Annotated in this window: 11 protein-coding genes; 6 read left to right on the top strand and 5 right to left on the bottom strand. The window is 62.3% G+C overall.

Annotation, left to right across the window (positions count from 1 at the left end; genetic code table 11):
* Positions 1-6: 6 nt before the first annotated feature.
* The 4 genes from KHO31_RS21995 to KHO31_RS21980 all read right to left on the bottom strand — a co-directional run bounded on the left by KHO31_RS21995 (position 7) and on the right by KHO31_RS21980 (position 5,435).
* Positions 7-1,623 (bottom strand): ABC transporter substrate-binding protein, encoded by a 1,617-nt coding sequence (locus tag KHO31_RS21995; RefSeq protein WP_201073739.1) that lies wholly within the window; start codon positions 1,621-1,623, stop codon positions 7-9.
* 67 nt (positions 1,624-1,690) lie between these two features.
* Positions 1,691-2,965 carry an NAD(P)/FAD-dependent oxidoreductase gene (locus KHO31_RS21990; protein WP_201073740.1) on the bottom strand — a complete coding sequence of 425 codons (1,275 nt, stop codon included), beginning with the start codon at positions 2,963-2,965 and terminating at the stop codon, positions 1,691-1,693.
* 39 nt (positions 2,966-3,004) lie between these two features.
* A complete protein-coding gene (locus KHO31_RS21985) occupies positions 3,005-3,673 on the bottom strand; it encodes a haloacid dehalogenase type II (protein ID WP_201073741.1) in 669 nt (222 codons plus the stop codon).
* A gap of 259 nt (positions 3,674-3,932) precedes the next feature.
* The gene (locus KHO31_RS21980; protein ID WP_201073742.1) at positions 3,933-5,435 is read right to left on the bottom strand and encodes an aldehyde dehydrogenase family protein; all 1,503 of its coding nucleotides are present in this window, start codon (positions 5,433-5,435) and stop codon (positions 3,933-3,935) included.
* Positions 5,436-5,714: 279 nt separating this feature from the next.
* Here KHO31_RS21980 and KHO31_RS21975 point away from each other — a divergent pair, with 279 nt between their 5' ends.
* From KHO31_RS21975 to KHO31_RS21960, 4 genes are all read left to right on the top strand, one after another.
* Positions 5,715-6,599, top strand: coding sequence for a GNAT family N-acetyltransferase (locus KHO31_RS21975; protein WP_201085266.1), 885 nt, complete (start codon positions 5,715-5,717; stop codon positions 6,597-6,599).
* Positions 6,600-6,605: 6 nt separating this feature from the next.
* Positions 6,606-7,532: a 2-hydroxyacid dehydrogenase gene (locus tag KHO31_RS21970; protein WP_201085265.1), complete on the top strand. Its 927-nt coding sequence runs from the start codon at positions 6,606-6,608 to the stop codon at positions 7,530-7,532.
* Positions 7,533-7,715: 183 nt separating this feature from the next.
* Positions 7,716-9,113 carry an aspartate aminotransferase family protein gene (locus KHO31_RS21965; RefSeq protein WP_211624171.1) on the top strand — a complete coding sequence of 466 codons (1,398 nt, stop codon included), beginning with the start codon at positions 7,716-7,718 and terminating at the stop codon, positions 9,111-9,113.
* A gap of 53 nt (positions 9,114-9,166) precedes the next feature.
* Complete coding sequence (locus KHO31_RS21960; RefSeq protein WP_064265480.1) at positions 9,167-9,664, top strand: Lrp/AsnC family transcriptional regulator; 498 nt, start codon at positions 9,167-9,169, stop codon at positions 9,662-9,664.
* Here the strand turns inward: KHO31_RS21960 and KHO31_RS21955 are convergent.
* Positions 9,661-10,599, bottom strand: coding sequence for a LysR substrate-binding domain-containing protein (locus KHO31_RS21955; RefSeq protein WP_201073747.1), 939 nt, complete (start codon positions 10,597-10,599; stop codon positions 9,661-9,663). The two genes, KHO31_RS21960 and KHO31_RS21955, sit on opposite strands and share 4 nt — an antisense overlap.
* 136 nt (positions 10,600-10,735) lie before the next feature.
* Between KHO31_RS21955 and KHO31_RS21950 the strand changes: the two genes are divergently transcribed.
* Positions 10,736-11,818, top strand: coding sequence for a tartrate dehydrogenase (locus tag KHO31_RS21950; protein ID WP_201073748.1), 1,083 nt, complete (start codon positions 10,736-10,738; stop codon positions 11,816-11,818).
* A gap of 37 nt (positions 11,819-11,855) precedes the next feature.
* Positions 11,856-12,857, top strand: a complete 1,002-nt coding sequence (locus KHO31_RS21945) for a M14 family metallopeptidase (RefSeq protein WP_211624169.1) — start codon at positions 11,856-11,858, stop codon at positions 12,855-12,857.
* Positions 12,858-12,886 lie beyond the last annotated feature (29 nt).

The following is a 12,886-nucleotide window of genomic DNA, read 5'->3' as shown; positions in this document are numbered from 1 at the left end:
AGTTGCTCACGCTTCGAGCCAGACGTTTTCCGCGAACATGAAACCCATCAGGCCGGCCAGCGGAATCGAGCCGAGGCCCTTGAGCTTCGACGTGTAGGCATCGATCGAGCTCTGGAACATCGGAATGCCGACGCCGCCCGTTTCATGCACCAGCACCTGCATGTCGCCGTAAATCTTCTTACGCTTCGCATCGTCCGGTTCGCCGCGTGCCGCAAGCAGCATCTGATCGAACTTCGGGCTCTTCCAGTTCGCTTCGTTCCACGGTGCGTCCGACTTGAAGAACTGGGTGAAGATCACGTCGGCACTCGGACGCGCATTGACATTGCCGAAACCCAGCGGATGCTTCATCCAGTGATTCGACCAGTAGCCGTCGGCCGGCACGCGCGACACCTGAAGATTCAGACCGGCTTGCGGCGCCACCTGCTGAAGGAACATCGCCATTTCAACCGAGCCTTCCGCCGCCGGCGACGCGAAAATCTGGATCGGCGCGCTGCCTACCTTGGCCTTCTGGAAATGGAACTTCGCCTTGTCCGGATCGAAGGCGCGCTGCGGCAAACCGGCCAGGTAGTACTTGTTGGTCGGATCGATGGGCTGGTCGTTGCCGATCGCGCCGTAACCCTGGAAGATCGCCCGGCGCATCTGCTCGCGATCCTGCAGGTACATCATGCCTCGCCGAAAATCGTCGTTAGCGGTAATGCCGCCTTCGTCGCGAACGATCAGGTCGGTGTACTCGCCCGTCTTCGTCTCCAGCACAGCGAAACCACCTGCGCCCTTGATCTGGGCGGTCGAACGCGGGCTCACCGAATTGATCAGTTGCACATCGCCCGAGAGCAGTGCGTTCACCCGCGCGGATTCATCGCCAATGCCGATCAATTCGACTTCGTCGAGATGCGGCAGGCCTGGCTTCCAGTAATTCGTGTTTTTCACGCCGACCGTACGCACGCCCGGCGAGAATTCCTTGACCTTGAACGGGCCGGTGCCAACCGCCGTTTTGAAATCCTTGGTGCCGTCCTTGATGATCTGGAAATGCGAGGTGGCAAGAATCACCGGCAGATCGGCGTTCGGACCTTCGAGCGTAATCGTTACCTCGTTCGGGCCCGTCGCTTTCACGTCCTTGATCTGATCGGCAAGCGTCTTCGCTTTCGATGCCGTCGCCGGATCCTTGTGGCGCATGATCGAGTACACGACGTCCGCCGGCGTGAGCGGCTTTCCGTCGTGGAACTGCACACCGGTGCGCAGCTTGGCGACCCACACCGTCGCATCCTTCGTATCGAGCGAGGTGGCGAGCGCCATCTTCGCGCCGAGATGCGAATCGAGTTCGGTCAGGCAGTTGTAGAACATAAAGCCGCGGACATAGTCCGTGCCGAGCGCGCCCTTCGCGGGATCGAGCGTGTCGGAGGCCGAGGCGGACTGCGTCGCCACCCGGATCTTGCCGCCCTGCTTCGGCTTGGCTTGAGCCAATGCCGCACCGCTCGCGGTCAACAAGCCGGCGCCTGTTACCGACATCATGCCGGCCGCGGCCATCGCGCGCAGCACGCCGCGACGCGACGCGCCTTTTGACGTCAATCGCTCCAACTCGGTGCCGAGTTGAAGAGCGCCATATTGCGAGTTTTCCTTATTCATCGAACTTCTCCGCGAGGGTGACAGGGATAGCTGCGTGGTTTTTAATGGCCAATACAACAATGAAGCGTCAGTAGAAAATGTCTTTGATGCGGTAGTACGTCCCCACCAGCGGCAGGAACCAGGGTTTGCCGGTGTGGCCGGGAATCGCCGGCCACTCGGACTCGCGCCACGGATTGCGCTCTTCGTGGCCGTCCATCACGTCGGCCATCACCTGGCCCATGTGCGTCGACATCTGCGTGCCGTGGCCGCTGTAACCCAGTGAGAAGTAAATCCCGTCGTGTTGTCCGGCATGCGGCAGACGATCGGCGGTCATGTCCACGAGGCCGCCCCAGCAATAGTCGATGCGTGCTTTCGCCAACATCGGAAACATCGCGGCGAGCCCCTCTTGCAGAATCCGTCCGCTCTTCGCATCGGAGGGCCGCTCGGACGCCGTGAAGCGCGCGCGGCCACCGAACAGCAAACGTGAATCGGGCGTCACGCGGAAGTAGTTGTGCATCAGCCGCGTGGTGGTATAGGCGCGCCGATTCGGAAACACCTGCGCCAGCAGCTCCGGCGACAGCGGTTCCGTCACGACGATGAACGAACCCACCGGCGCGAGACGCCGCCGATACCAGCCGAACGGCCCATGCCGCGACGGGCCGGTGGCAATCAGCACCTGCTTCGCGCGCACTTCGCCGCGCGCCGTGGTGACCTTGAAGCCGCTGCCATCCTTCGCGATCGCGGTGACCGCCGCGTTTTCATATAGCTTCGCGCCGCGACGGACCGCGGCCTCGGCGAGTCCGACCGTGAACTTGCCCATATGCATCTGGCCGCCGTGCCGTTGCAGCAGTCCGCCGTAAAAACTGTCCGACTGGATTTCGCTGCGGATACGCTCACGTCCGATTAATTCGATATCCGTATCGACTTCACGCCGGATCAACTCCGCGGTCTTCTCCAGGTGCGCAAAGTGATGCGGTTTCGACGCCAGCTTCAGCTTGCCGGTCGCAATGTAATTGCAGTCGATGTTTTCCTCGCGAATCAGACGCTCGACCGTATCGACCGCATCCGAAAACGCGCGGTAGCAGGCACTGGCCCGCTCCACACCCATTTGCGCGACCAGCGCGACGAAGTCCTGCGCGACGCCGGTATTGACCTGCCCACCATTGCGCCCGGACGCACCGCCACCGATGCGCCCCGCGTCGAGCACCGTCACCGCGGCGCCACGCTTGCCCAACGCCTGCGCCGCCGACAGCCCGGTGAAGCCGCCGCCGATCACGACGACATCGGCCTGGCCTTCGACCGGACCTTCACACGCCGAAACGAGCGGCGGTGCGGTGTCGAGCCAATAGGAATCGAGCTTCATCCGGTCTGTCCTTGAGATGGGCAATGGGGCAAACGACGCTTACAGACCGAGTTCCGCGGCCAGATGCGGGATGTCGTTGACTTCGTAGTACTGGTAGTACGGCGTCGACGGTTCATGGCCGCGGTTGACGAAAGCCTTGTGCTTGATGCCCAGGTCGTGTGCGGTCATCAGGTCGTAACGCAGGCTCGACGACACGTGCAGCACGTCTTCCGGATTGCAGTTCAGCTGGTCGAACATGTATTCGAAGCCTTGCATGCGCGGCTTGTACGACTGTGCCTGCTCGGCGGTAAAGACCGCGTGGAACGGCGCGCCGAGCTTGTCGACGTTGCTCTGGATCTGGTTGTTCGACGCGTTCGACAGAATCACCAGCTTGTACTTCTTCGCCAGACGCGAGAGGCCTTCCGGCACGTCCGGATGCGGACCCCAGGTCGGCACCGCCGTGTAGATCTTCTCGGCTTCCATTTCGTTGAACTCGACATTCATGCGCTTGCAGGCGCGGCGCAACGCGTTGACGACCACGTCACGATACGGCTTCCATGCACCGAGCACTTCGTCGCGACGATAGCCGGCGTAAAACGCGATGAGCTTCTCCATGTCGTCGCCTTGCAGCACGTGACCGAACATTTCGCGGGTCGTGTCGGCCATGCGGAACTTCGTGAGCGTGCCGTAACAGTCGAAGGTGATGTATTTCGGTTCGAATTCGATCATGGTGCAGTCCTATCGTGATGGTGAACCCATATTGGGTTCAGTGGCGAAAACAGCGTTGCATGGGACCGGAGTAAGTGCTGAAGCACTAACTCCGGTCGACAGAAAAGCTCATTCCTGTTAAAGATTTAATCAGCGCAAAAACATAGATGTTCCTGATTCGGGCGCTGCTGATGACACAAACCATGCGTTTTGAGGCCGTTACGCAGCACAGTCTGCGGTGGACGGGCTGGAAGCCCCGTCCGTATTGGTGTTGCGGGAATCAAGGCCGCAGGTCGATCAACACACTCTTGAAACGCAGGTTTGCCTCGTAGGCCTGGCGGCCGAGGTCCTTGCCGATGCCGGAACGCTTGAAGCCGCCGGTGGGGATCATGAAGTCGGAGGTGCGGCCGTAGCGGTTGACCCAGACCGTCCCCGCTTCGAGGCCGCGCACGAAGCGCAGCGCGCGGCCCAAGTCAGCGGTATGCACGCCGGCAGCGAGGCCATAGTCGGGATGCTGCGCGAGCGCGAGCGCTTCTTCTTCGGTATCGAAGGTTTGCAACGTCAGCACGGGGCCGAAGACTTCTTCGCGCACGGCTTCAGAGTGGGCGGTGACGTCCGTGAGCAGCGTCGGCGCATAGAACGCGCCACCCGACGCACCAACGGCCCCGCCGTCAGCCCGCACACCGCCATAGCGCAGCGTCGCGCCCGCCTCCAGCGTGCGCCCGACGATCCCTTCGATGCGCGCTGCCTGTGGCACGGAGATGATCGGCGACAAGGTGGTGCCGACGGCCCATGTCGCGCCGGGTTTCACCTCGGCGAAGATCTTGCCGATGCGCTCGGCCAGCGGCTCCGCCAAGCTTCGCTCGACCAGCAGGCGCGAGCCGGCCACGCATACCTGGCCCGCGTTACCGGTGATGGAGCCGGCGATCCGGCGCGCCACATCGTCGAGACGCGGGGCGTCGGCAAACACGATTTGCGGGCTCTTGCCGCCCAGTTCCAGCGTAACCGGCTTGGTGCCGCTATTGGCACAAGCGGCCATGATCGCGGCCCCCGTGCGCGTGGAGCCCGTGAAGGTGACCTTGCTGATCTTCGGATGACGCACCAGTTCTTCGCCGGTGACACGGCCGTCGCCTTGGACCACGTTGAAGATGCCGGCCGGCACGCCCGCCTGCACGGCCAGTTCGGCGAGTCGCAACACCGAGAACGGCGTCATCTCGGACGGCTTCAGCACCACCGCGTTACCCGCAGCCAGCGCTGGGGCAATCTTCCACGACGCCATCACGAGGGGGAAATTCCATGGCGCGATTGCGCCAATCACGCCATACGGTTCGGCGATCGTCATGCCGAGATGGTCATGATCGGTCGCCGCCACGTCGCCACCGACCTTGTCGGCAAACTCCGCATAGAAACGGATGCCCTCGGCAGTGAACGGCACGTCCCAGCCAATTGCCTGAGCAATCGGACGGGTCGAGCCGAGCGCCTCCAGCCGGCCTAAAAACGGCGCATCGGCTTCGATCAGCTCGGCGAAACAACGCAGGATTTTGGCGCGCTCACGCGGGGCCATGCGCGCCCAGCCACTCGTTCTGAAAGCCTGCCACGCGTTCTCCACCGCGCGGTCCACCATTTCGGCGTCGGCGAGCGGTACGGAGGCGTAGATCACGCCGTCCGAAGGGCGCGCCACCTCGATGCGGCGCCCGCCGCTACGCACGTCGCTGTCCACATACTCACCGCCGATGAAATGCCCGCTGCGAATCGCGACGTCGTCCGGATTGAAGCTGTCCATGAGAAAAGTTTCCTGTGTGACTGGCTGTTAGTCCCGAGCGGTGCGTTTTGACAACGCCGCCGCCATGACAAAATCGTAGAGCCGCGGGCGTGGCATATGTCGCCGACAAAAATCCCCGCGCAGCAGAACGCGCCTGTAATGAGCGGTCAAACTGAGCGTTTTGCATCGATTTGCGATACGGCCCTTTCGAACGGCCCGGATAAAAAGATCGTCCTAGTCACACCGCGCACCGGATGACAAAGTGACGGCGTAAGCCTTCAGCCATCCTGGGAGTACGGCGTGTCCGATTCGATTACCACTAGACGTTTCACCCACGACGACATCGCCGCCGCGCATGCGCTGACAGTCGAACTCAAATGGCCGCATCGTGCGGACGACTGGCGATTCGTGGCGCTTCTGGGTGTGGGTTTCGTCGCGGAAGATGCGAGCGGTGTGATCGGCACGGCGTTGTGCTGGAAATACGGCGCCGACCGGGCCTCGCTCGGGATGGTGATCGTCTCCCCCGAGCAGCAAGGGCGCGGCATCGGCAGAAAGCTGATGGAACTGGTGCTGGAAGAACTCGGCGGCCGGGTTACGTTTCTGCACGCCACGACCGCCGGTCAGCCTTTGTATGAAAAGCTCGGCTTTCAGGCGGTCGGCACGCTCGACCAGCATCAGGGCGCGGCATTCCAGCCGCCCCTCGTTTCATTGCCGCCAGGGGAACGCCTGCGCCCGCTCGGTTCGAGCGATACGGCCCGGCTGGTCGAACTGGCATCGCGGGCAAGCGGCCTGGACCGCAGCGAAGTCTTGCCCGCACTCTTGAGCGCCGCTGATGCCATCGCGCTCGATCGCGATGGCGAGCTGATCGGCTTCGCGCTGTTTCGCCGCTTCGGGCGCGGCTTTGCGATTGGGCCGGTCGTCGCGCCCGCGTCGGAGGACTCACGCCGCGCCAAGGCGTTGATCAGCCACTGGCTGGCACTTAACGAAGGCGTGTTCGTGCGTATCGACACGCCAGGCGAGAGCGGACTGACCGAATGGCTGACCCAACTGGGGCTGCCGCGCGTGGATACAGTAGTCAAAATGGTTCGGCATGCCACGCCGGCGGATCTCGCGAACGCCAGCAGCGCGGCGGGCAAGAACGAGCCCTATCTGCAATACGGCATCATCAACCAGGCGATCTTCTGATCCACCATGGCCTTCCTTTATAAAGCCGACCCGGCGCGCGGCGCGCAATGGGCGAAACTCTTCGCGCAGAAAGCACCCGACCTGCCGTTCCACATCTGGCCCGATCTCGGCGACCCGGCTGCGGTCCGCTACCTTGCCGCCTGGCAACCGCCGGAAGATCCCACGCGTACCTTCCCTAACCTCGAAGTCGTGTTCTCCGTCGGTGCGGGCATCGACCAGTTCGATCTGTCAGGCGTGCCGGCTCATGTGCCGGTGGTGAGGATGATCGAACCGGGCATCGTTGAAGGCATGGTCGAATACGTCACGCAAGCCGTGCTGACCATTCATCGCGATCTGTTCGACTATGGACTTCAGCAACAACAGCAGGTCTGGCGTGAACTGCCGCTCAAGCCGGCCAGCGCTCGCCGCATCGGCGTGCTGGGGCTCGGCGTGCTGGGCACCGCGGTGCTGGAGAAGCTGCGATTATTCGGCTTCGCCTGCGCGGGCTGGAGCCGTTCGCCGCGTGAGATCGAGGGCGTCGATTGCTATGCAGGCGAAGGCGCCTTGGATGAGTTTCTCGCCCGCACCGACATCCTGATCTGCCTGTTGCCACTCACACCCGCCACACGCGGCCTGCTCGATGCCGAGTTGTTCGCGAAGTTGCCGCTCGGTGCGTCGCTGATTCAAACGGGGCGCGGTCCGCATCTGAATCAGCATGACCTGCTGGCGGCACTGGACAGCGGCCAGTTGCACAACGCCATTCTCGACGTCACCGACCCTGAGCCGCTGCCCGCCGGTCATCCGTTGTGGACGCATCCACGTGTGCGCATCACGCCCCATATCGCCAGCGCGACGCGGCCCGAGAGCGCCGTCGACGTGGTGCTCGAGAATCTGCGCCGCCATCGCAAAGGCCTGCCGATGCTCGGTCAGATTGACCGCGCCCAGGGATATTGAACGCGGCGCTCGCTGAAACGGCGATCCGCCAGGGCTTTTCAGCGTCCGCAGCAGAAAATGCTAAGGCCATGCATCAAAACGCGTCGGACGCGCTTTTCAGGCAATTGTTTAGGTGAGCAGGCGATCGCCCTGGGTCAGTAGTATGGAACGGTCAACAGCCCTTTCCCGCGACGAGAACCCATCATGCCGATCCATTCGCTCATCGAAGCCGACCGCAAACATCTGATTCACCCGGTCATCAACTACCGCGCGCACGAGGCCCGCGGCGTCACCGTCCTCGAGTCCGCCAGCGGCGCGTTCCTGCGCGACGCGGCCGGCAACGAACTACTCGACGCCTTCTCCGGTCTGTGGTGCGTCAATGTCGGCTACGGCCAGCAAAGCATTGTCGAGGTCGCCACCGAGCAGATGAAAAAGCTGCCCTACGCGACCGGCTATTTCCATTTCGGCTCGGCGCCCGCGATCGAACTGGCGCAAAAGCTGGTCGAGGTGTCGCCCGCTTCGCTGCACCATGTGTATTTCACGCTCGGTGGTTCCGATGCAGTCGATTCGGCCATCCGTTTCATCACGCACTATTTCAACGCGACCGGGCGGCCGTCGAAGAAACACATCATCGCGCTGCAACGCGGCTACCACGGTTCGTCGACGATGGGCGCGGGCCTCACTGCCTTGCCCGCGTTTCACCGCAATTTCGATCTGCCGCTGCCGAACCAGCATCATCTGCCGTCGCCGTATGCATATCGCAATGATTTCGCCGACGACGCCGCGTTGATCGCCGCCTCGGTGACCGCGCTCGAAACAAAGGTGGCCGAACTCGGTGCGGACAACGTCGCGGCCTTCTTCTGCGAACCGATTCAGGGTTCGGGCGGTGTGATCGTACCGCCGGTCGGCTGGTTGAAAGCGATGCGCGAAAGTTGCCGTAAGCTCGGCATTCTGTTCGTCGCCGATGAAGTCATCACCGGCTTCGGGCGCACGGGTCCGCTGTTCGCGTGTCAGGGCGAAAACGTCGAACCGGATCTGATGACGGTGGCAAAGGGCTTGACCGCCGGCTATGCACCGATGGGCGCCGTGCTGATGTCAGACGAAATCTATCAAGGCATTGCCGATGGCGACGCCGAAGCAGTCGTCGGCCACGGCCATACGTATTCGGCGCATCCGGTCAGCGCGGCGATCGGTCTCGAAGTACTGCGCCTGTATCACGAAGGCGGCCTGCTTGCGAACGGCGTGGCCCGTGGCCCGCGTTTCGCCCGCGGCCTCGACGCGCTGCTCGCGCATCCGCTAGTGGGCGACTCACGCCATCGTGGCCTGCTCGGCGCGCTTGAACTGGTATCGGACAAAGACAGCAAGGCAGGTTTCGATCCATCGCTGAAACTGTCCGAACGGATCGCTGCTGCGGCTTATGAAAACCGCCTGATTTTCCGCGCGTTCGGCGACAATATTCTTGGTTTTGCGCCGGCGCTGTCATACACGGAGGCGGAGTTCGATCTGATGTTCGAGCGCCTCGAAAAAACCCTCGACGACGTTCTCGGACAAGCCGATGTTCGGGCCGCGCTGAAGGTCAAAATTCATGCCACCGCGTGCTAGAGTAGAGAACCCTTCGAGCCTCCTTCACCCATCGCCGGAGCGATAACGTTACGATGAGCAGCGACTGCAAGCTGGACCGGATTGACCTGCGCATACTTTCACAGTTGCAGAAGAAAGGCCGCATAACCAACGTCGAGCTTGCCGACGCGGTCGGCCTTTCGCCCAGTCCTTGCCTGATTCGCGTCAAGCGTCTGGAGAAAGCCGGCTACATCATCGGCTACGGTGCGCAGATCCAGCTCGAAAAGCTCGGCGACGTGCAGATCGTGTTCACCGAAGTCACGCTCGCCGATCATCGGCGGGAAGACTTCATCAAGTTCGTGAATGCGATCAAGGATGTCGACGAGATTGTCGAGTGCCATCTGGCGAGCGGCGGCTATGACTATTTGCTGAAGTTCGTCACGCGTAGCGTGAGCCATTATCAGAGCATCGTCGAGGGACTGCTGGAACGTGATATTGGCATCGAGAAGTACTTCAGCTACGTGATCATCAAGTCGCCGTTCGTGAAGAGTCACTATCCGCTCGAAACGTTGTTCTCGCAAAATCACAATTAGGTCTTTGGAGTCGCCGGTGCATCAGCCGGCGGACTCCACTCGGCGAATTCCTCGCTCAGAAAGTCGACGCACACCCGCACCTTCGCCGACTGCGCGAGCCGCGCCGGGTACACCGCCCACAGGTTCGCCGGTTGCGTGACATCCGGCAGAACCTGCTGCAACTGGCCGCTGTCGAGCAGCGGCCGCACATCCCACATCGACCGCAGCACGATGCCGCGTCCCGCCAAGGCCCATTGCACCGCCACTTCACCGTGATTGGTCGACAACGGCCCCGTGACCTTGATCGACTCCGCAACGCCGCGCACCGTCAAACGCCACAGACCGAATGGATGGTCGCGCTCCTTGATCGCGAGGCACGCATGCGACGACAGATCGGCGACTTGCCGCGGCGTGCCGTGCCGGGCGAGATAGCCGGGCGACGCACACAGCACGCGATGATTCGACGCGAGCCGTTTGGCAATCAGATGCGGTGCGATCTCGTCGCCGATCCGGACATCGAGGTCGAAGCCTTCGCCGCCTACGTCGACGAGACGGTCGAACAGATCGAGGCGCACGCTCAGTTGCGGGTATCGCTCTGAAAACCTGGCCAACGCGGGCGCGACGAAACGGCGGCCAAAGCCGAAGCTGCTGGAAATGCGCAGCTTGCCGCCGGGAATGCGGCGCGTGGTGGAGACGTCTTCCACCAGTTGGTCGACGTCGTCGAGAATTTTTTCGGCCCAGGTGTAGACGCGCTCACCGGCTTCCGTAATCGCGACGCGTCGCGTGGAGCGATGCAATAAACGCGTACCGAGCGTAGTCTCGAGCACATTGATGCGTTTGCTGACGTACGCCGCGGACACCGACAGCGACTCGGCCGCCGCGCTGAAACTCGATTTGCGCGCCACTTCGCAAAACACGCGCAAATCGCCGAGATCGGGTGAGGGGATGGCATTCATAGGTCGCTTAATTGCACATCAGTTTGTACACGAATCGTGCATAGTGACTTAACTAAAGCGAGCATTTTAAGCTTAAATGGCAGGAATAAAATAAGCGCTATCGAAACATCGAACGCCCCAACGGAGGAGCAGAAACATGTCGAAGAAATATCGGATTGCGGTCATACCCGGCGACGGTATCGGTGTCGAAGTGATGCCGGAAGCCATTCGCGTGCTGGACACGGTAAAGAAGCGCTTCGGCATCGAACTGGAGTATCAGCACATCGAATGGGCCAGCTGCGATTACTACGCCAAACACGGCAAGATGATGCCGGACGACTGGAAAGCCCAACTGCAATCCGCCGACGCGATTCTGTTCGGCGCGGTCGGCTGGCCCGACACGGTGCCCGACCATATCTCGCTGTGGGGCTCGCTGCTGAAGTTCCGGCGTGAATTCGATCAGTACATCAACCTGCGCCCTGCCCGGCTGTTCGCCGGTGTGCCGTCGCCGCTCGCGGGCCGCAAGGCGGGCGACATTGATTTCTGGATCGTGCGCGAGAACACCGAGGGCGAATATTCGTCGGTGGGCGGCGTGATGTTCGAAGGCACCGAGCGTGAGTTCGTGCTGCAGGAATCCGTGTTCACGCGGCACGGCAGCGAACGCGTGCTGAAGTTCGCGTTCGATCTCGCGCAACGGCGCGAACGCAAGAAGATCACCGTGGCGACGAAGAGCAACGGCATCGCGATCAGCATGCCGTGGTGGGACAAATGCGCGGCGGGCATCGCGGCGCAGTATCCAGATGTGACGTGGGACAAGCAGCACATCGACATTCTCTGCGCGCGCTTCGTGTTGAACCCGGATCGCTTCGACGTGGTGGTCGCGACCAATCTGTTCGGCGACATCCTCTCCGATCTCGGTCCTGCCTGCACGGGCACGATCGGCCTCGCGCCATCGGGCAATCTGAACCCGGACCGCAAGTTTCCGTCGCTGTTCGAGCCGGTGCACGGCTCGGCGCCCGACATCGCCGGCAAAAACATCGCCAATCCGATCGCGATGATCTGGTCGGCCGCCATGATGCTCGACTTCCTCGGCAATCACGAAGGAACGGAACGCGAGGCGCACGACGCGATTCTCGCCGCGATCGAAGCGACGCTGATCGAAGGTCCGCATACCGGCGACCTCGGCGGCAAGGCGAACACCACCGAAGTCGGCCAGGCGATCGCGGCTAAACTTGCCTGAACCTCTCGATCCCAACCCTCTGCGAGGACACTTTCGAATGAGCACGGAAGCCTATCCCATCGAAGTCGAATTCCCCGATATTTCGGTTCACGAACAATCGCCCTCCGGCATCGCCTACGTTCATACTTTCGACTCGGGCGTGCCGGGACCCCATGTGATGATCAACGCGCTCACGCACGGCAACGAAGTGTGCGGGGCGATCGTCGTCGACGAACTGCTGCGACGCGCTTTGAGGCCGCGTCGCGGACGCCTCACGCTCGCGTTTGCGAACGTCGCTGCGTATCAACGCTTCGATCCTGCGAAGCCCGACGCGGCCCGTTTCGTCGATCAGGACTTCAATCGCGTGTGGACCGCCGCGACGCTCGACGATACGTCGCGCACGTCGAGCGAATTGGCCCGCGCACGTGACATGCGCCCGGTGATCGACACGGTCGACGCGCTGCTCGATCTGCATTCGATGCATGAGAAGTGCAAGCCCCTGATCGTAGCCGGACCGCTGCAGAAAGGTATCGACCTTGCGGTGCGTCTCGGCACACCCGCCACGGTGATCTGCGACGAGGGCCATCCCGAAGGCCGCCGCATGCGCGATTACGAAGGCTTCGGCACGGCGGATAGCGCGAAGAACGCGTTGCTGATCGAATGCGGACAGCACTGGGAACGAGGCGCGGTCGCCGTGGCGCGCGACACGACCGCACGCTTCCTGCTGCTGTCCGGCGTGATCGACGAAGCCGATCTGCCGGACGGCTGGCTGGCACCGCTGCCGCCCATTCAGCACATCGTCCGCGTCACACAGCCGGTGGTCGCGACCAGTATGGACTTTCGTTTCGCGGCGCCCTACACCGGCCTGGAGATCTTTCCGGATGCCGGCGCGGTCATCGGCTGGTCGAACGGCGAAGCAGTGACCACGCCTTACGACAACTGCATGCTGGTGATGCCGTCGCTGCGGCAGTTGCGCCCGGGCGTCACCGTTGTGCGGCTGGGCAAGATCGAACAAGCCGTGACGAACGCCAGCGCAGAGACGAACACGAATGGCCGCTGAATCGGCTCATGCACATTCAAAAGGTAACG

It is taken from the genome of Paraburkholderia domus, assembly GCF_905220705.1.
Lineage (GTDB): Bacteria > Pseudomonadota > Gammaproteobacteria > Burkholderiales > Burkholderiaceae > Paraburkholderia > Paraburkholderia domus.
This window is presented reverse-complemented; position numbering and strand designations above follow the sequence as displayed.

Bases quoted from the DNA above. Each gene is read 5' to 3' on its own strand.
- KHO31_RS21995 (WP_201073739.1), bottom strand. From the start codon at position 1,623: ATGAATAAGGAAAACTCGCAATATGGCGCTCTTCAACTCGGCACCGAG.
- KHO31_RS21990 (WP_201073740.1), bottom strand. From the start codon at position 2,965: ATGAAGCTCGATTCCTATTGGCTCGACACCGCACCGCCGCTCGTTTCG.
- KHO31_RS21985 (WP_201073741.1), bottom strand. From the start codon at position 3,673: ATGATCGAATTCGAACCGAAATACATCACCTTCGACTGTTACGGCACG.
- KHO31_RS21980 (WP_201073742.1), bottom strand. From the start codon at position 5,435: ATGGACAGCTTCAATCCGGACGACGTCGCGATTCGCAGCGGGCATTTC.
- KHO31_RS21970 (WP_201085265.1), top strand. From the start codon at position 6,606: ATGGCCTTCCTTTATAAAGCCGACCCGGCGCGCGGCGCGCAATGGGCG.
- KHO31_RS21965 (WP_211624171.1), top strand. From the start codon at position 7,716: ATGCCGATCCATTCGCTCATCGAAGCCGACCGCAAACATCTGATTCAC.
- KHO31_RS21960 (WP_064265480.1), top strand. From the start codon at position 9,167: ATGAGCAGCGACTGCAAGCTGGACCGGATTGACCTGCGCATACTTTCA.
- KHO31_RS21955 (WP_201073747.1), bottom strand. From the start codon at position 10,599: ATGAATGCCATCCCCTCACCCGATCTCGGCGATTTGCGCGTGTTTTGC.
- KHO31_RS21950 (WP_201073748.1), top strand. From the start codon at position 10,736: ATGTCGAAGAAATATCGGATTGCGGTCATACCCGGCGACGGTATCGGT.
- KHO31_RS21945 (WP_211624169.1), top strand. From the start codon at position 11,856: ATGAGCACGGAAGCCTATCCCATCGAAGTCGAATTCCCCGATATTTCG.